General features: G+C 45.9%; 14 protein-coding genes and 2 tRNA genes. 4 read left to right on the top strand and 12 right to left on the bottom strand.

What is annotated here, in order from left to right; genetic code table 11:
• Positions 1–89 precede the first annotated feature (89 nt).
• Genes Ami103574_RS00305 through Ami103574_RS00320 form a run of 4 tightly spaced genes read right to left on the bottom strand, consistent with a single transcriptional unit; the run spans position 90 to position 3,748 of the window.
• A complete protein-coding gene (locus Ami103574_RS00305; protein WP_163064766.1) occupies positions 90–1,268 on the bottom strand; it encodes an ABC transporter permease in 1,179 nt (392 codons plus the stop codon).
• A complete protein-coding gene (locus Ami103574_RS00310) occupies positions 1,261–2,445 on the bottom strand; it encodes an ABC transporter permease (RefSeq protein ID WP_163064767.1) in 1,185 nt (394 codons plus the stop codon). The genes Ami103574_RS00305 and Ami103574_RS00310 overlap by 8 nt, the downstream gene beginning before the upstream one ends.
• On the bottom strand, positions 2,432–3,421 hold the full coding sequence (locus tag Ami103574_RS00315; RefSeq protein ID WP_163064768.1) for an HlyD family secretion protein: 990 nt from the start codon (positions 3,419–3,421) through the stop codon (positions 2,432–2,434). Before Ami103574_RS00315 ends, Ami103574_RS00310 begins: the two co-directional genes overlap by 14 nt.
• An 18-nt stretch (positions 3,422–3,439) precedes the next feature.
• On the bottom strand, positions 3,440–3,748 hold the full coding sequence (locus Ami103574_RS00320) for a hypothetical protein (protein WP_163064769.1): 309 nt from the start codon (positions 3,746–3,748) through the stop codon (positions 3,440–3,442).
• Positions 3,749–3,864: 116 nt separating this feature from the next.
• Between Ami103574_RS00320 and Ami103574_RS00325 the strand changes: the two genes are divergently transcribed.
• Positions 3,865–4,449 carry a TetR/AcrR family transcriptional regulator C-terminal domain-containing protein gene (locus Ami103574_RS00325; RefSeq protein ID WP_163064770.1) on the top strand — a complete coding sequence of 195 codons (585 nt, stop codon included), beginning with the start codon at positions 3,865–3,867 and terminating at the stop codon, positions 4,447–4,449.
• A gap of 56 nt (positions 4,450–4,505) precedes the next feature.
• Here Ami103574_RS00325 and Ami103574_RS00330 read toward each other — a convergent pair whose 3' ends face one another.
• From Ami103574_RS00330 to Ami103574_RS00365, 8 genes are all read right to left on the bottom strand, one after another.
• A complete protein-coding gene (locus tag Ami103574_RS00330) occupies positions 4,506–5,957 on the bottom strand; it encodes a TolC family protein (protein WP_163064771.1) in 1,452 nt (483 codons plus the stop codon).
• A gap of 159 nt (positions 5,958–6,116) precedes the next feature.
• A complete protein-coding gene (serS, locus tag Ami103574_RS00335) occupies positions 6,117–7,406 on the bottom strand; it encodes a serine--tRNA ligase (RefSeq protein ID WP_163064772.1) in 1,290 nt (429 codons plus the stop codon).
• A gap of 24 nt (positions 7,407–7,430) precedes the next feature.
• Positions 7,431–9,341, bottom strand: coding sequence for a type I glutamate--ammonia ligase (locus tag Ami103574_RS00340; protein WP_163064773.1), 1,911 nt, complete (start codon positions 9,339–9,341; stop codon positions 7,431–7,433).
• Between the two features lie 310 nt (positions 9,342–9,651).
• On the bottom strand, positions 9,652–12,585 hold the full coding sequence (locus Ami103574_RS00345) for a UPF0182 family membrane protein (protein WP_246213169.1): 2,934 nt from the start codon (positions 12,583–12,585) through the stop codon (positions 9,652–9,654).
• A gap of 28 nt (positions 12,586–12,613) precedes the next feature.
• Positions 12,614–14,269 (bottom strand): phosphoenolpyruvate carboxykinase (ATP), encoded by a 1,656-nt coding sequence (locus Ami103574_RS00350; protein WP_163064774.1) that lies wholly within the window; start codon positions 14,267–14,269, stop codon positions 12,614–12,616.
• Between the two features lie 210 nt (positions 14,270–14,479).
• Positions 14,480–16,717, bottom strand: a complete 2,238-nt coding sequence (locus Ami103574_RS00355; protein ID WP_163064775.1) for a zinc ribbon domain-containing protein — start codon at positions 16,715–16,717, stop codon at positions 14,480–14,482.
• A gap of 23 nt (positions 16,718–16,740) precedes the next feature.
• Positions 16,741–17,205 (bottom strand): hypothetical protein, encoded by a 465-nt coding sequence (locus Ami103574_RS00360; RefSeq protein WP_163064776.1) that lies wholly within the window; start codon positions 17,203–17,205, stop codon positions 16,741–16,743.
• 182 nt (positions 17,206–17,387) lie between these two features.
• Positions 17,388–17,531, bottom strand: a complete 144-nt coding sequence (locus tag Ami103574_RS00365) for a hypothetical protein (RefSeq protein ID WP_163064777.1) — start codon at positions 17,529–17,531, stop codon at positions 17,388–17,390.
• Positions 17,532–17,701: 170 nt separating this feature from the next.
• Here Ami103574_RS00365 and Ami103574_RS00370 point away from each other — a divergent pair, with 170 nt between their 5' ends.
• The 3 genes from Ami103574_RS00370 (at position 17,702) to Ami103574_RS00380 (ending at position 19,521) form a co-directional block, all read left to right on the top strand.
• On the top strand, positions 17,702–19,057 hold the full coding sequence (locus tag Ami103574_RS00370; RefSeq protein WP_330587133.1) for a radical SAM protein: 1,356 nt from the start codon (positions 17,702–17,704) through the stop codon (positions 19,055–19,057).
• Between the two features lie 212 nt (positions 19,058–19,269).
• A tRNA-Lys gene (locus Ami103574_RS00375) sits at positions 19,270–19,345 on the top strand.
• A gap of 100 nt (positions 19,346–19,445) precedes the next feature.
• Positions 19,446–19,521, top strand: a tRNA-Lys gene (locus Ami103574_RS00380).

The raw sequence follows: 19,521 nt of genomic DNA on the forward strand, positions 1-19,521 counted from the left end.
AGTAATAAGTGATTAGCAGATACACGCTATAACGATAAAAGCACTTGAACCCAACAAGATGGTTCAAGTGCTTTTTTGTGCTTACATTCTCAGGTGTGAAGTTCTCGGATAAGCCGCACCTTTCTGCCGAACAATAGCAAACCTACAGGTATCCAAACGGCAGCAAAGAGTCCACAACCAATCAGATACGGATAGAGAACCTCCAAACTAGTGCCTTTTAAAAGAATATCCTTCATCGGGGTTATAAAGTAATATAGAGGCCAAATCACCTTAATCACAGAAGCGAATCCCGGGGCCATCATATATTCAGGCCAAGCAAATCCGCAGGATAAAAAAGTAGGTATGGTCAAGAACATGGTGAATTGTACTGCATGGGCCACCTGCTCAAAGAGCGCGGCAATAACCAGAGCCATACCGGTCATAGCTCCCAGAAATACAACCTCAAAAAGCATCAGCACAAAGATGTCTCCCTGCATAGGAAAACCCCAAAGGGCCATAGCTACCCGCAGGCAAGCCATGGTGCTGACCACACTAAGCCCAGAAAGTAACATAAATCGGCGGATCATCAGGGACATTTTTACTTGCACAAACTGCCTGCTGAGCTCCATCGGCAGTTCACGCAGCCGATTCTTCTCCTCCACCAGCATGGGAACCCCTGACGCCAGAAACGCCTGCTGGGCAAAGATGCAGAGCAGCCCCGGAAACAAATACGGAAAATAGCCCAACTGCGGATTATATAAGATTCGGTCTACCAAGTTAAGGGTATAGACGCTTTGCTCCGCCTGATAGGGAACCAGGGCACCTCCCTCCAGATACTTCATCTGTACGCCTGCATTAACCGTTGCAAAAATCGTATTGACGGCACTCATCACATTATTGCCGTACATAAAGTTGGCATTGTCCATGAAGACGACTGCCTCTGCTCCATTCTTACCATTCAAAGCTTTTCCAAAATCCTTAGGCAAAAGGATTGCTCCATGGATTTCCCCTAAAAGCAGTTTTTCTTTGATTTCCTCTACGGAGGAAATATCCTCCCTTACTTTTAAGGTTGGCGAATCATAAAAGTAGTTCACAATTTCCCTAGAAGCAGCTGACCCATCCATATCATAAATGGCAATAGGTATGTCCTGGACGAAAACTGGGCTAAACATGCCGCCGAAGATTAACGTAAAAAGCAGCGGAATCACCCCTACAATCAAGTAAGGCTTAATCTCCATAAACTTCTCTTTCCGCTGGGCCATGGTCATATTTTTCAACGCTTTAAACAACTGGAGTCACCCCCATTCCGCCTTTATACTTTTTCCGCCACCAATTTTTAAAGAGGGTAACAGCTAAAATAATGAGCAGCTCTGCCAAAATAAACTTTGCAAAGAAGCCGAGAGGTTCTATGAGATGATGAAATTGCAGTTCTTTCAAGCAGAGACTGCGAATCCAGTTTCCATAATAATAAAAAGGTATGTGCTGAGCCAGCTGAACATAAGCCGCAGGCATACCTTCTATGGGATAGGTATAGCCCCCCAGCATACTGGTAGGCAGCACTAAGATAGCGGATACCTGGATGGCAAAGGTCCTGTCTGGAATTATATTTCCAATGATATAGCCCATGGCTAGAATGCACATAGCAAAAAGAAAGGTCATTAACACCCCTCCCAGAGCCGTACTCCGATAAGGCATATCAAAAAACAGATATTGTACCCCCAAACACAGGAGGATGGAAATCGTACTCATAACAGACCAACCGCCGATCACTTTCAGCTGGTCCAAATATCTTCTGGGCTGGCTCTGATTCTCAAAACCTCGCTCAGCTCCCTGCATGGCGATGCCAATTTGGATAACTGACGCCAGCATACCAATCAGCAGGTAGTTTCGAAAGCTCTTGGCTGGATTATACAGGAACTTATAGTTCACATCAATCGGTGTCACCAGATTCATAACCTGCTCCGGCACTACGGACAGCTTTCCTTGGAAAATGCTCATCATGTAGGCCCCTTTGGTGGTGAGCAGAATCTCTGACATAGCAGTCTTTGAGGTAGTTACCACCGTCAAAGATGCGCCATCATACAAGGTGAGAATTTTCGGGGCCTTTCCCATCTGCATATCTTTATAAAAATTTTCCGGTATGATGATGCCCGCATAAGCCTGCTCCTGGTCAAACAGCTCCTGAACCTGCTGGTCCCTGTCCGCATATTCAATCACATCAAAGTAGCTGCTGTCCTCCACGAAGCCAGTAAACTTACGGCTAAAATCCGACTGGTCGTGATCCACGATGACCGTAGGAATGCTAGTAGGCACATCACCCTTCATCTCATATCCCAGCGCTAGTCCAGATATCAAGGGGATGATAATAAATACCAGCGTAGCCATGACAAACCGGGGGTGTCTCAGTTTGAAATGGTAAAAGGCCACCGTCAATTTATTTGATTTAAGCAGATTACTTTTCTTCATTTTTTCCAAAGTCCACCATGGCCGTCATCCCGGCATACAATTCCTTATCCATCCCCGATATGGAAACCTTCACCCCATAAGACAATACATCAAAATCTCCGTTGGCATTGGTAGCCCGCTTGGTGGCAAAGTCCGGCTTTTTGTTGACTACCGTTACCGTTCCCTTCCATTCCTTGTCGGGATAAGCCGGAAATGTAACGGTTACCTGCTGCCCTTCTTGGACTTTATCCAAGTCTGTCTCTTTTACATTTACTTCGATCCATGGCTCGTCGTCGGTAGTTAAAGTAGCCAACGGCATACCTGTAGAAATCAGTTCTCCCAACTCCACGTTGATGGTTGTAATTGTACCATCCACTGGTGCTTTAATCTGCGCATCTTCCAGATAACTGTTGACCTCTGCAATGGCTCCATCTGCTTGAGCTACCTGAGAGGCCGCAGCGGCGACATCCTCACTTCTGGCTCCTTCTACGGCCATGTTATAGGTTTCCTTTGCCGCTATGTACTGAGCTTCCACTTGATCAAAAGATGCCTGTGAAATCGCCTCTTCATCCAGCAACTTCTTCATGCGGTCGTAGGTCTTCTGTGCGTAGTCGAAGGCCGCTTTTGCCTGGGCTACCTCCTGAGACCTGGCTCCATTTTGAGCTTTTGCTTCCACGGCGGCGGCGGCGGCTTTGGCGGCTTTGGCCTGCTGCATCTTAGCTTCCACGGCTTCACTGGAAATCTTGATGATAATATCTCCTGCTTTCACTTGATCGCCCTCCTTCACCAGAATTTCTCCAATATTACCGGCCAGCTTGGAGTTTAAGTTGATTTCCGTTTTGTTCACACTGCCTTGAACAATAAAATCCTTGCTTTCTTCGGCTTTGCTGTTGAAAGACCAGCAGCCAGCTATAATCAGAGCTACCACCAGCACACCTGCTAAAATAGCCGTGGTGCGCTTCTTTTTTTCCACTGTTGTTGCAATTTCTTTTTCCATATCTCAACTCTTCCTCTCTCACTTCAATCTATTTTCATCTACTTCAGTTCCCATTAATTCGTACTCCTGGTTTTTTCGTTGTAACCTTGCTGTCAAGATCTTTTCCTGAATATTCCCCAGAAGCATAAAGGGCTCTTCTCCCAAAGGAGCTTTCAATATCCCCTGTGCCAGCAGCTTGCCGTCCTGTGACAAGGTCCCGGAGAACAGGTGTCTTTTCCCCAGACATTCCAATATACCCTCTACGGTGCTGCTCTGTTGGTCTAAATATAGAAATCCTTTTTTTGGGCCCATTGGGCTCTTCAGTACGATAGCATATTTCCCATACATGGCAAGCTTCCTTTCTCTTTTCACCAAATGCTTTTATTTCATAAGACATTTGTCTGGTTTTTTGACAAATGTTCCGATATAATAGGGGTATTATCACAATCGAATGGAGGTTACAGATGGCACAATCAGTAACAACTGAAATGACAAAACGCCTGATGGCGGATTCTTTAAAAAAATTGATGGCCCAAAAGCCTTTAAATAAAATCAGCATCCGAGAAATCGTCGAGGACTGCGGGGTAAACCGTCAGACCTTTTATTACCACTTCCAGGATATCTACGACCTGTTCCAGTGGATTATCGATCAGGAAATTGTCTCCGTACTCGGGGACACAGAAAACTTTCTCACCTGGCAGGAGACCGGTATCTATCTGCTGAACTATCTGCAAAAGAATTCCACGGTAGTCCTCTGCGCCCTGAATTCGTTGGGCCGAGCTGCCATTAAGCAGTTAATTTTCGACGATGTTGTCAAGGTGGCCACACAGATTATCACCCAGATATCCAAGGATATCGACGTAGATGAAGAGTCTTTCCAGCATGTAGTCCACTATTATGCGATAGCCTTTGGCGCTTTGTTGGAGGATTGGCTTTCTAGCGGTATGAAGCACTCCCCAGAGGAAGTAATCGACATACTAGACACCATTGCCTCCGGCACGGCGAGAACAGCACTAGATCGCTTTGCCTCCAAATCCAAAAAGGCTTAAGGCCTTTGTTCTTAGGCCTTTTTTGCGCTCTTTTCTTTGCTTCTTTTCATCCTTTTCTACAACGGAATCCTGCTGGTACCCACACCTTGAGCAAATTCATAGCTCTTCAACGCCAAGGCATAATCCGAGTTCGCATTGGCTAGATTTAATTTGGCCTTATATACGTTTACCTGAGCAGCCAGCAGTTCTTCTACCGTGCTCAAGCCCTCTTCATTTGTCAACTGTACTAAGCGCACACCTTCTGTGGCATAAGTCAATAGCTCTTTCGCGGCCTCTACCGCAGCCTTTTTATCCTGAACCAAATCAGCCTTGTTGCGAATATCAATTTCAATCTTACTATAGGCATCCTTGGATGTCTTCTGTGCTTCTGCCAGATTAATCTGCGCATTTAGATAGGTAGAGGAATTTTTAGGATAGGCTTTTACGTCCTCCAGCAAAATCTCATATACCTGAACCGCCAGCTTGGCTCCTTTCAGTTCAATCCGATTGTCAAGCGCATTGTTCACCGCTGTATCCGCCGATACAGCTTCTGCCGCTGCCGCCGCAATATTGTCCAAGGTATCCGTAAAGACTACTTCTTGCTGTACATTGTAACCCAATAAGTAATTGAACGACATCTTGGCATATTTCAACTTGGTATCGGCACTGCGCACTGCACTCTCGGCATCAGCTACAGCAGACTGTGCCTGAAGCACATCCTTTTTGGACAATAGTCCCACGTCCTTTTTAGCCTGAACATTTTTCAAGGTCTTCTGTTGCGTGGTCAAGTTCTCTTTTGCAATGTTAAGGTTGTCTTGAGCCAACAGTACTTTATAATAAATACTGATGGTATCCGCTTCAATCTGATTTAACTCTGCCTGATAATTATTTTCTGTATTATTTCTAGCAAAATCTCGTCTTAGCTGCATAATCTTTTTGTTGTTGGAAGAGACTCCTGCCAGCTGGGCCTGATAAGCCATCTCCACTACACTTTCCCCGTAGTTGGATTCTACCCAGGAATCTGGTAAACTGGACAGCAAATCTAAATTGTCTTGAGTCTTTTTAATTTTGCTGACGGTCTCCGAGTACCCATTGCCCACCGCTACATCGGCCTGTCGATGGAGGGCTGCAGTCTCCGCAGAGGTTCCCGTAGTCTTCATAATCTGAATCGCTTCTTTCAGGGAAAGGGTCTTTGTTGCGGTCTTTTCTGGCGTCACCGAATTTGTTATAGCACTGTCAGAAGCTGTAACTGCACTGTCGGTTGTGGTAATGGCACTATCCGTTGCAGTAACTGCGCTATTCGTCGTGGTGACAGCACTGTTCGTTATGGTGACAGCACTATCCGTAGTCAGAACTGCACTTCCTGTGGTCGTGACAGCACTGCTGGTTGTAGCTGTTTCAGTTGTGGTTGTTGCTGCTTTTCCCGTGGGGGTTGCTGCTCCGGTTGTATCTGTAGCTGCAAAGGCTAGGGTGGCAGAACCCAGGATTAGGTTTGACGCCAGCACTATGCAAATATATTTTTTCTTCACCGTTTATAGCCTCCTTCTCTCTTATCTCTCTTATCTTCCTTATTCTACTCACTTATCCCCTCCTGGAAAATAGATAATTTGTTTTACTTGTATAGAATTTAAACACAAATAAAAAAACTGTCTAAAATTTAGACAGTTTTTGATTTTTGTATAGTGATGTTATTTGGCATCTTTCTTTTCTATCTTGGCCAAGCCGCCCATGTAAGGCCGCAAGGCCTCTGGAATCACGACGCTGCCATCTGCTTGCTGGTAATTCTCCAAAATAGCAGCCACGGTTCGTCCTACTGCCAGCCCGGAGCCGTTGAGGGTGTGAACAAATTCTGGCTTGCCTTTTGACTCTGGCCGGAAGCGGATGTTGCCTCTTCTTGCCTGATAGCTCTCAAAATTCGAGCAGGAAGAAATCTCCACATAGCGCCCATAGCTCGGCATCCATACCTCGATGTCATAAGTCATAGCAGAGGAGAATCCCAAATCCCCAGAGCTCAGTTTCACCACTCGATAAGGAATCTCCAGCTTTTTCAGCACGTCTTCTGCCGCTGCCGTCAAAGTTTCCAACTCCTCATAAGAGTTTTCTGGCTTAACAAACTTCACCATTTCTACCTTGTTGAACTGATGCTGACGAATCAGGCCTCTGGTGTCCCGCCCTGCGGAGCCCGCTTCTTTTCTAAAGCAAGGAGTATAGGCCGTATAATAAATCGGCAGCTGATCTCCGTCAATAATTTCGTCCATAAGCAGGTTAGTCACTGGTACTTCCGCTGTAGGAATCAAGAAAAAGTCCTTAGCTGGAACGTGAAACATATCGTCTTCAAACTTAGGCAGCTGCCCGGTTCCCGTCATAGCCGCCCGGTTGACCATAAAAGGCGGCAGAATTTCTGTAAACCCGTGCTCTTCTGTGTGCAGATTCAACATGAAATTGATGACTGCCCGTTCCAGTCGGGCCCCCAGCCCTTTGTATACCGTAAACCGAGCTCCGGCAATCTTGGCCGCCCGGTCAAAATCCAGAATATCCAGCTCTGTTCCTACATCCCAGTGAGCCTTATGCTCAAAATCGAAAGCACGAGGTTCGCCATAAGTTCTCAGCTCCACGTTGTCGGAATCATCTTCTCCCATAGGAACTGTCGGATTCGGTGTGTTCGGCACATTGAGCAGCGCCTGATGGAGTTCTTCCTCTACACCACTGACCGCTGCATCCAGCTCTTTAATCTGGTCAGAAAGCGCCTTCATTTCCGTCATCAGGGCTGTCGTGTCTTTCCCTTCCTTTTTTAGCTTCGGAATCTCCTTTGAGTCTTGATTCTGCTTGTTCTTCATGACTTCTACTTTAGCCAGAATCTCTCTTCTCTTTTCATCTAAGGCTGGAATGCTGCTAAGGCCAAAATCACCTTTGCCTCGGCGCTCCACGCTTGCCTTGACTCCTTCATAGTCTTCTCTAATTTTTTTTATATCTAACATATGTGTCTTCCTCTCTTTACCTTTCTACAGAATGTTTTTTCCATAAGCCGTATACAGCTCCGTCAGTTCCTGCATCTTCTGCTGCATTTCCAGCTGCAAATCAGAAGCCAGCTGGCACTCTCCTTCGTCCAGGGCATCCTTAATCCGAGACAAGAGGGACTTACTGTCCAGCTTATCCTGCCCGATATAGCAACGCAGCTCCTGAACCTTATTCCACATATAAATATCGTAATCGGCACAGTCATGCTCCTCGTGAAGGATAGAATACGACCGCAGGACATCCATATTATCTGGAATGATTCGGCTGTGCAACTCCGTAGCCCACTGATCCAATGTGGCTTTTTTGAAGGATTCCAGGATAATTGGTGTCATCACCTTATCCGTCAGCAGAACCTGTATTTTTTCCGGGTACTCCTGGAAAGCACAAAGATTTTCCCATACGGTCCTCGGTGCCTTGCCAAAGAGCTGATCTCGCTGCTCCGGTGTGAACTCTTCGAAGACATCCTTTTCGCTTCGATATTCCCGGTCTTTTTCAAAGTAGAAGTCATCCTGTCCATATGCCTTAGACAAGGATTCCAGCAGCTGTGCTGGCGTTTTTTTGGCTTCTAGCGCCGCCCGAATACCATCCAAAATAGCCATATAAGCTGTAGCAATGACTAAATAGGTGTTACTCTTCGGGTTCGGCGAGCGCAGCTCGAAACGGGTGGACAGCGGATTGTTCAAATCCCGCACCAGCCCAATGAGCACGGTCCGATTTCTGGAAGGCTGAGCAGGAGTATGTCCCAAAGAAGTCACGATACATACTGGCGCTTCATAGCCCGGCTTTAAACGATTAAAGGCATCGTTGGTGGATGTAATGAAAGGATTAAGCACCTCATAGTTCTTCAGCAGACCCATAAGAGCACCAAACCCGATAGGGTTCAGAAATTCTGCCCGCATATCTCCCGGTGCAAAGAGGCTGACAACCTTGCCAGTTTTTAGCTTGGCAGCTACACCTATGTGAGTATGCTCCCCACTTCCTGCAACGCCATCAATCGGCTTTGCCCGGAAAGTCACTTCCAGACCGTGAAGCCGGAACACATCGCGCACAATATACTTTACCTGCTTTTCATTGTCCGCAGCCTGCATAGCATCTGCATATTTCCAGTCAATTTCTAACTGTTCCATAATATGGTCATACTTTCCAGAATTACCCAGCTTCGCTTTAATGCCACCTACTTCCTTGTGGCCCATCTCCATTTCAAAGCCATATTCATCTAACAAAAGTAAGGTTTTTTCTAAAGCCGTCCGCACTGGGCCAATTGTCCGCTTCCAATACTGCTCCTTCATAACCTGAGCGGTGGACAGTTCTTCCCGATCACCCTTTTCGTCCGGCGTCTTCACCCAGAACTCCAACTCTGTAGCACAAGTCAACAAAATCTCATCGATATCCTCTACCGAATCTACTGGCAAATATTCCAGTACATAAGGATTTTCTTTAATCAAAGTTAACAAGTCCTTCTTAATCTTGTTGATGGCATCCCTCAGGATGACTCTGGAACCTACCTCGTTGGTATCGTTGTGAACCAGGAAGGAAGGAATACGCAGGGTACCCACTGGCAAGCCAGAAGGTTCATGGATAAAGTCAAAGTTGTGGTCCACATACCAGTTCACTGATAAATCCGGAATGATATCCACCTTTGCGTTGTTTAATTCAGCGATAATCGGCAAAACTACGCTGGAACCATCCGTCTGAACGCCGTCAGTAAGAAATTTTTCCATGTCCTCTAAAAAGCGAGTAACTGGGATTTTCTCATCCGTATTCTGTCCGCCTATGTCCAGTCCCACGAGAGATACAAACATAATCTCCGGGTGATTTTTTAAAATTTCTCGTACCTTTTCCGGCTGATGTTCCGCAGCAGGAATATTAAATAACATCTTTTCGTATGCCAGCATACTTTCCTCCTCTTATTTATACCATGTATCTATGAAATAATACTATTTACCTAAAATTTGCATCATATTGTCTCATTGTACTACTTTTTTGCTTTTTTTTAAACTGTTTTTTGTAAGTTTTTTGTATCTACAAACAAAAACATCAGGATATTTTCTTGTTTTATAGGAATCTAAACCTGTTTTAGCGAATCTTTTCTCGCTTTTCTATTAAAACAGGCAGACACATAGTCTCCTACGCAGCCTGCCTGTTCTTCAGCTTTTATTCAATTTTTAACGGAAAGACTACGAAGGGCTTTTGATCTCCAAAACTTTACTCTTCCGTCTGAGAGGCCGCAGCATCCGTGGACGGTGCCAACAGCTTCAAGTATTTTTCCAAAGCGGTAATATGCTCGCCGTATCCAGCCCAATCCCCATTTCGCTGAGCACTTTGTGCCAGCTCAAATTCTTCACTAGCCTTGACAATCAAGTCCGCCGCAGACATCTGATCTGGAGAAGTTGTGGAGGTACCTGCTCCCGCACCGCTTCCACCGTTCTGAGTTCCCTGTCCAGTGGAATTTTCACCAAAGAGGGCGTCTAGCGCCTCGCTCAAGGTCTCCTTATAGGAAATCTTATCTCCGTAAGCCACGATAACCCGCTTTACTTCTGGAATACTGGAGTTGGTAGCTTCCAGGTATACCGGTTCTACATATAGAAGTGACTGTTCAATTGGAATGATGAACAGATTTCCTCGGCTGTAGGTGGATCCAGAAGAGTTCCACAAGGAGAATTCCTTAGAAATCTCCGTATGCTGGTCAATCTGAGCCTCAATCTGCATTGGCCCATAGATGTTCTTATTCTTTGGCAGCTGGTACAGTACCAGTTTTCCGTAGTTTTCTCCATCATTTCTGGCTACCAACAATCCCGTCATGTTCTTCTTGTTCTTCGGCGTGTATGGAATCGTATTAACGAATTCCGCACTGGTCTCCCCTGGAAGCTTCATGATGTAGTAGTTCGGACTAATAGTAATTTCCTGGGTGCCATAAATCTCGTTAGCGATATCCCATAAGTCCTCACCCTGGTAGAACACCTTTACGTCATTCATGTGGTAACGCTTGTAGATGTTAGCCTGAATGTTGAGCAATTTGTTCGGATAACGGATATGAGACTGGATGCTCTCCGGCATCTCAGAAAAATCTTTGAACAACTCTGGATAAATCTTTTTGTAGGTGGTAGCAATTGGATCTTTGTCATCTACCAGATAAAAGTAAGTCTCTCCATTGTAGGCATCGATAACGACCTTCACAGAGTTTCTCAAGTAGTTCAATCCGTTAGCAGAGAATGGTTCGGAATACGGATAGTTTGCACTGACCGTATAGGCATCAATCATCCAGTACAGCTTGCCATCTGCGCTGACGATATATGGATCCTCGTCGTATTGCAGATGCGGCATAATCTTCTTTACCCGCTGCTCAATATTTCGGTTGATGATGATCTTGGATTCTCCGGTAATATTGGTAGATACCAATATCTTTAAGCTCTGTTCTCGGATGGCGAACATCACCCGGTTCAGCGGATTCAGCTTAATGCCCGCATCTCCCTCATAGGTGGTGTATTTGTTCTCATCTCCATTTGGATAGTCGAATTCTTCTTCGTTGGTGTTGGTCAAAATGTAGTTGTTGGTCAACTCCCCAAAGTAGATTTCCGGTCTGGTCACATCAATTTCTTCGATTTGAGATACTGGCGGAATTCCCGATACCAGCATATCTGGCTGGCCGCTGGCCGTCACCTTATCTACCCGAGATAAAGTAATACCGTATCCATGAGTGTATTTCAAATGCTTGTTCAGCCATTCCTCTCGGATCTGACTCTCATCAATTTCTCTCACAGCCAAGAAGGTCTGAGTATATTCCCCATTGACAAAGTACCGGTCCACGTCTACGTCATTAAAGGCGTAATAGCTTCGGATATTCTGTGTCTGGGTATAGAACTTTTTAGCTGGATCGTAATCATTAATTCGGATATTAGAAATGGTTTCCGTATTATTCAGAATGTCTTCTTTAGACAGCGTATTGCTGGCTGCAAAAGGCTTAATAGTCACATCCTGAAGGTCATAGGCCATCTGCGTGAACTTGATATTGTTCCTCAAATAAGCGCTTTCCTTGTTGATTTCATCAGGAGATACCACCAGGTTCTGAATCAAGACAGAGGCGCCAATCCCTACCACCCCCACAGCAATCATAATTACTGGAACGGTCAGAAGCACCCGATACTTCTTTCGCAGCATGCCAGAGGCAAATACAAACGCTGCTACGACAGATAAAACCATAAGAATCCGATATACCCACAGGGTTACCGTCACTGCTGTATACCCTGCTCCGTAGACTACACCCACGGTATTGGTAAATAGCAGCGTGTACTGCCGCAGCAGAAAGTTTACACTTAGCATCAAAAAGAATAGCACGCCCAGAATGACAATCTGCTTAGACGCGATGCTCAGCAGCTGCATCAGATTGCTGCTGTCCACTTGCTTGCTTTTTTTACGAGCAGCAGGCCGACCTGGACCACTCATGCCGCTCATGCCCATGAACCGTCCTAGCAGATCCCCCCACGGTCCGCCAAAAGAATTGTTATTCCTGCCAAAGTCTCCGTGGCGAACATTATCGTTCTCTTCATATGGGGCCTCCGGTTCCGGTTCAATTGGCTCAAAAAACTGAGGCCGCCTCAGAGACATTAAAACGAGATAGTATACAAAGGTCAGGAGGGCAAAGGCAATAATCAGCCCCAAGCCCATACTGTTCAACCCGCTCACAAATTGCAGCTTGAACACGTAAAAGCTTACGTCGTTGTTGAACAACGGGTCCTTAACACCGAAGTCCGTGCTGTTGAGGTATTGCAGAATCTGAAACCACAGGCTGGATGCCACCGTAACGGAGAGCAACGCTCCAAAGGCGGCCGACAGACCTAAAGCAGTCAAGTTCAGGGTCTTCTCACTGACCACATCGCTGGACTGAACCTTTTTAAAATAGCCTCTCTTCAACATTTTCAGATACAGATAAGCCAATGCGGTAATCACCACAAAGGCAGGAATACCGATTTTCAGCTGCGTAAACAGCTTGGTGAAAAATACGCTCACATAATCCAATTCTCGGAACCACAGAAAATCCGTGATAAAGCCGATCATGCTACCGAACAGTCCCAGTAAGATTATGAGCACCACTAAAAAGATGCCCGAGCCTTTCTTTCTTTTCTTGCTGTCCTTTTTCAAATGTTTCCCTCCTCCTCTTTGCTCTACATTATTTTATTTCAGCGATAATAGAGATGATGGCTTCCCGCGCTTCCTGAGGCAGGTCATCCCGCCCTCCTTTGACATCTTTTAAGGAGTTCAGGTAGTTCATCCGGCCCATCATGCCGCCTTTTAATGCATTTACATACACCTTATCTTCAAAGTCCGGTTCAAAGCCTTCCACGTGCATGGTCTTCAATTCTGAAATCATTCCCAGCTTTTCAAACTCAGCTGTGCCGTCGATAATGCTTTCCAAAATTCCGATGGTTACTTCCTTCGGAATCTTTTTATCCATAAAGTGTCCCGTGTTCAAAATGTAGTTGTCTACTTTCCTCTCTTCAAACAGGGCCTTGAACTTTTCATAATCCTGCCGAAGAGGATAGGTCCGGAATGGATTGGCGTAAGGTTCAAACACCAGAGCATTCATGTCCACCCCTTCTGCCAGCTTTTCTGCTGTTGAACGCTTAGTAGCCAGGCAAGCGCCCATTACTGATGCCAGCACGGAATTCTCTACCTTTACTACTGGCGGCAGCGTGTGGTCCTTCATCAGCCATACGATAGTGTTAATTGGTTCACCCATCTTATCCACTCGATTAGCTGCCCACAGCTTGGACTTGATAGCCCGGCCGTTTCCATTTCTCAAATCTTCCGTAACCAGTACCAGCTTCCCTTCTTCGTCCACAGTAGCTCCGCAGTTCTGCACCGTCAGCAAGAATTGATTGTCCGGTGAAGTCAGCGGATAATCCTGTGTCTTATCAAAATAAGACGGTTCCAAGGCTACCGTAGACCCGTTATCGCTGGAGATGATGTAAGCATCATCGTGAAGAATGGTTACATCGTATTTACCCTTGTGCTTGGCGTGAGTCAAAGTGGACTTGCCAGAACCAGACAGTCCGAATACACCCAGTACGTGAGCCTGGCCGTCTTCCTTGATGCAGCGCTTTAAACCACCGTGGCAGGAAGCATACCCGTTTCGATTAGCGATGCCCCAAGCTAGGGTCAACGTGCCCTTCTTGTGCTCACCGAAATACCTCATGCCCAGCAAGCATGCACAGTTGTGCTCTGGGTCGAAATAAGCCAGTCCGTTAGGGAATTTCGGGTGCTTGTAGTCTGGGTCAGAGAGAATGAAGATATCTGGCTCTTCCCCAATCTCTCTAGAAGACTTATACATTTCCTTGTATTCTGCTGTCTTGTACTGAAAGTTCAGCAACCAGTTCAGCATCGTATTTTCATAGGTTTCCGGAATCAACAAGTGAGCCTTGACCATAAAATCTGGATCCAGTCCTATGTACGCCTCGGAGTGATACATCGTTTTATACCTAGTATTGTATACGGCTTCTCGAAGCACCTTAGCAATTTCAGTCTCTTCCACGCCTACTTCTCCCAAGATGACCCGGGCTCCTGCAAATCGGCCTACGGTTTCCCCATCGTTGAACAACAGAATTTTGGCGTTTTCTGGAAGACCAATCCGCTCCGGCTCATAGATCGGCATATCGGTGGTGATGGTACCCGGCGCCTTTTGGGCCATCCGGTACGCCTGCTTCAGGTCCATGACCTTCTCCACATTGTTTCCATAAAAAGCAGTTTCAATGGTAGTCCTGGAAGTGGAAAATGCCTTATTTCCCGTGCCGATCTGCTCTCTCTTAAAATTAGCTCTTGTAGCCATTTTGTTTAACTCTCCCTTTCCAGCAGTCCCCGTTGTCTTCCGCATTAGGGGCATCTGCCTAAAAAATAATATAATGTAATAATATAATTAATGTAATAAACCCTTAAATTAATAAATTTCCGACAGGGTCTATTGAACTAACAGAGCTGCAAAAGCCCATAAGCTCCAATACAGCTCTGTTAATATAATTATCTAAATTGAACGGGCAGGCTAGAGGCTCGTTGAACGGACCACCTTCATCTGCTTTTCTATCGGTTCTAAGTAATAAATATAATTGTATTTCCTGGTCTTGGGCTTTCCCGCTTTGGTTATAGTAATCTCTTCATATGCCCACAAGTAAAAACCACTGGCTCCTTGGCGAATTTCTCCAATCCGTAAAGTGTCAAAGGTTTCTGTCACCTTCCCCACCAAAGAAGAGTTCTTGGCATCCTTATAGGCTGAAGACCCTTCTTTCAGAAAGTCAAAAACCGCCTCATCTTTTTGGTTTACGTAGTTGATCCACGCGGAATCGAACTGGATAAGGGTTTTGACAATCTCCTTGTCGTAATAAACTGGACTGCCGTCTTCCTTCTCATACCAGATATTATTTTCAATGGGCTGGGAATTATTTATATTTTCGTTCCCATAATCCCTATTTTTATCATATGCCAGAGTAGCATCGGCCATCACATACTGGATATTAATGTTGCCGCTGTCATTCAACGCTTCTTCCACCAGCGCATTTTTGTCTTGGTTCGGCGTTGTATCCACCGGAGAAGGCTTTGCTGTTTGAGCTGCAACCTCTTTATCTGCCGTCTCCTGTTGATCCGTTTTTTTCTTTTCTCCCTGCTTCTGATCGTCGCCCAACTTGTCCACCCAGTTGACCGCCAGCCCCAGTCTATCATTAATAAATGTTGCGGCCTTGGTCTCCGGTGCAAAGTATTTAATTCCCAACACGGTAATCTCGAACGCCAGTAAAGCAATGATAATCGCCAGCAGAATCAGTGCAGGGGACAGTTTCTTTCCCTTATCCTCATCGATAAACTCCTGTAACGGACTTTCTATACTGTCCCAAGGAAGGGGCTGAAAATCCTCTGATGGAGCGGACGCCTCTGTCGATCCGGTCCGCTCTTCTTGCGAGAACAGGTCCAATTCATCAAGTTGAGGGCTGGTCTCCACAGCAGATTCTCCCTCCTGCTGCGGCCAAACACCCTCAGAAGACAAGGTTGTTTCTTCTTCCTTCGGCACTGGTTGAACCGGACTGTCCCTGTCAGTTTGACTTTCACTCTTATCCTGTTTTTCAGCTGGTGCCAAGGGTAGCTCCTGATGTTCAAGCGTGCTGACCGAAGAGACCTTCTCGGAAGCCTCTGGTTCCACCACTGTTATTGTTTGACTTGGACTTTCCGTGTCCTCCGGACCCTCTGGCAAAGTCAAATCGACTAAGCCCCCAACCAGTCCGGCTGCACCTCCCAAGGCAGGCATCGCCCCTAGCGTGTCTCTAATCAGTCCAATGGGCGGCTCCGCTGCCCAGTCTTGCTCCAGTTTCTCTAAATTGAAAGCCATTTGCGCCACGTCTCGGTAAGCAGGCTCCGGTATTCGCTTTAATCGCTCATACTCCTTATCCAATAACTTCTGAAACTCTTCATTCTTCTGACTAAAGGTATAAAATTTATTAATCTGTTCTTCCTCTGGAGTATGATCTAACTCTCCCTTAGGCGGGAACAGCTGCTTTTCTAAATTTATGTTGTCACAATCTTCCCGTGGTGATTCTTCCTGCTTTGGGGGCTGGCTTTTAATGCTTGTCCCTTTTCGGTGAAAAATCAGCGTGTCCTGTGGATCTTTTTCCTTGGGTGCTTCCTCCTGCCGCTGCTGCTCAAATAAATCAAAGATATCCGGTTTATGGGATTTGTCCTCTGTCTGAGCTGGTTCTTCCGGCATAGGGGCTTGTAAGGAATCTGTCTTGCAAACAAGTGGAGGCTCCGCCATCAGCAAATTGCTTTTAGGTGGAACGGCTGTCTCCGACTCCATCGGGACATCGTCCTCTTGTTTCGGTTCAAATTTCAACAGCTGACGTTTACTCCAATCTACTTGGATATCCTCTGTCTTCCGCGCCCCATCACTCTGCAAAGGGAACCCTTCCAGATTCCAGTGGACAGAATTAGGTCGTTCCCCGCTGTGCTGGCTGATATCCTGCCAACTCTGGGCGATGGTTTTTCTCGACAGCTCCACTGTATTGCGTTCCAGCTGTTCTGCCTCCTCCGCCTCCGGATGATGGTTATATACCACCTCTTCTATCCCATCGGTAATGCTGCTCCTGCTCGTCCGTCGTTCAGCCGCAGTCGTTTCTTTATGTAGCGTTTCGTCGACCTGTGGGCCGACCGATTCTTGTCGTTCTATGACCTGCGCACCGCAATAGCTGCAAAACCGGTCTCCGTCCAGCAAGGTTTTTCCGCATTTTCTACAAAACATCTATTTCCTCCCTGTCCTTTTCCCTAAAACTGTATTTGTTCGCGCAGAAGCTCCTCTGCATAAACTTTCCCCGTCTTTCCGATGTTGTATCCGGGCTTAATTACAGCTGGGCTCTCTGGAGCCGCTGCCTCCGAAAGGAACTCCGTTCCTTCCTGCTGAACTTCAACTGGTGTGGATTCGGCTCTGTCCAGTACCTCTGATAAGCCGGATGGCTGTTCCATAGCTGCTTCTTCCAGTGTCACCTGAGCTCCCTCCTTTGCATATGGGAAATTATGCTTGATCTCTTCCAAGTTTCTCTCAATGTTCTCTAAAGCCTTGACTTGACAGTTCACCCTCCAATACCATAGCTGCACCCGCCGAAAAGCCAAAAATATACAACTTAGGAGGGCAAAAATAAACAGCACTATGAGAAGAAGGGCACCTATGGCCCCTGCCTCCAGTCCGTTTTCAATATATTGGATTGTTGATCTCCCATATTCAGTAATCATGTCAAATGTACCTTCCCGAAGAACATTGAATATACCTTTTTACATTATACAATAATTATTTAACAAAGGCAATTCCAGAACGATTAAAACAGCACAATTATCACGAAAAAACAGCAAAAAGAGCGGGAAATGTCCCGCTCTGTATTTAGAAGAGAGATTAAATCTTCGGCGTTTGCTATACTTTAAAAATCCGACTGCTCCATACTGGATTGAAACTCAGCCTGTTTTCTTTTGTTTTCTCCCGCCGATTTTATGCCTTCAGCCTTGGTTGGAGTGGTCTCCACCCGATTGTCTGCTTTTACTTTACTGTCTGTTTTGTTTTTCATTATCTAATCCCTCCTTATGGCTTATTATGTACGGCCTAGTTGGCTGTATTCCTGGTAAAAAAAACTAATTTTCATCAACTATTCCTGAATTGTGAAAAAGGGAATTTACGCATGAATGTCCCATTGCCGCATAAGCTTATGATGATGGAACAGCTCAAGGAGGAATGGATGTGAATACAATAAAACAAAAGCTTGAAAGCTTCGGCATGGATAGGCTTCTGGAATATTTGGACGCTAATCCTGAAAAGAATATGCCGAAAATCTTTAACTGGCTGAAGAAATTAGACACCGGTAACTATTACAGCGGTGCTTTCCAGGCGGCCCATAAGGCCGTCCTAGAACCGGACAACATATGGAACCACTATTTGCTCAGTCTATTTACTGATATCGATCAAGATGTCCGGCGAACTTTTTTTAAAAACTTTTTGGTACATTCTGTTCTCAAAGGGTCCCAGGTACGAAAACATCTGGAAAAACAGTACGACTGTAACATTCCTTGGACTCTGCTCATGGATCCTACCTCAGCCTGCAATCTTCATTGCAAGGGCTGTTGGGCTTCGGAATATGGCAGCGGTCTCTCTCTGTCTTATCAACAGCTGGATGACATTATCCAGCAAGGCAAATCGCTGGGCATGTATATGTATATCTATACCGGCGGAGAACCGCTGATGAGAAAAAACGATATAATCCGCCTTTGCGAAAAGCACGACGACTGCATCTTCTTGTCTTTTACCAATGGCACTCTTATAGACGATGCCTTTGCCAAGGAAATGCTGCGGGTTAAAAACTTTATTCCCGCTATCAGTGTGGAAGGCTTTGAAAGCGATACCGATATGCGCCGGGGGAACGGCACGTATTTAAAGGTGATCGAGGCCATGGCTCTTTTAAAGTCCTATAAACTGCCTTTCGGGTTTTCGGCCTGTTACCACAGGCAAAATGCAGAGATTATCGGCAGTGAAAGTTACATAGATGATATGATTCAGCGTGGCTGTAAATTTGGCTGGCTGTTCACTTACATGCCTGTAGGCACCTCCGCTCTGCCAGAACTGATGGCCACCGCCAAACAGCGGGAATTTCTCTATCGGCAGATTCGTCAATTCCGCCAAAATAAACCTATTTTTACGATGGATTTCTGGAATGACGGTGAATACGTAAATGGCTGCATTGCCGGAGGCCGATGCTATTTGCACATTAACGCGAACGGAGATATTGATCCCTGTGCCTTTATTCACTATTCCGATTCCAACATCAAGGAGAAAACCTTACTAGAGGCCTTGCGCTCTCCCTTGTTTATGGAATACCGCCGCCACCAGCCTTTTAATGAAAACTTACTGCGGGTCTGCCCCCTTTTAGATAATCCAGGGGCCCTTGCTCAGATGGTCCGGGCTTCCGGTGCCCATTCCACAGATCTGGAATCTCCCGAGGACGTGGATGACCTGACCGAAAAATGCCGAAGCTGCGCCCATCATTGGCAAGTCACAGCAGACCACCTCTGGCAGGAAAAAAAGGATACTTCTCAGCTATAGAAAAGAGTCGTCTCTCCCCAGACTTCAGATTGGTACGGAACGCTCTTGCGTACACCTTATGTGGTAAAAGTGGAAATAGAAGCCTTTGGTTTCCTAATTTCCACTTTTTTAGTTAAGAATGAAAAAGTTTTTGTTTTTTTGTAAAAAATATGGTTGACAATTCCTCCCTCAAATGTTACAGTATAAAACGTGCCAATTATTTGTGCAAATGTGCATCGTTAGCTCAGTTGGTAGAGCACCTGACTCTTAATCAGGGTGTCCAGGGTTCGAACCCCTGACGGTGTACCAATTTCATTAAAACACATCAAAAGCGGACAAGTCCTCCGACGTAGGAGACTGACTGCGGAGATGTTTAATACATCGACGTGCATTTAACGCACGCCAATGCGCTTCGTTAGCTCAGCTGGTAGAGCACCTGACTCTTAATCAGGGTGTCCGGGGTTCGAACCCCCGACGGAGTACCA

The organism is Aminipila butyrica (assembly GCF_010669305.1).
GTDB classification, from domain to species: domain Bacteria; phylum Bacillota; class Clostridia; order Peptostreptococcales; family Anaerovoracaceae; genus Aminipila; species Aminipila butyrica.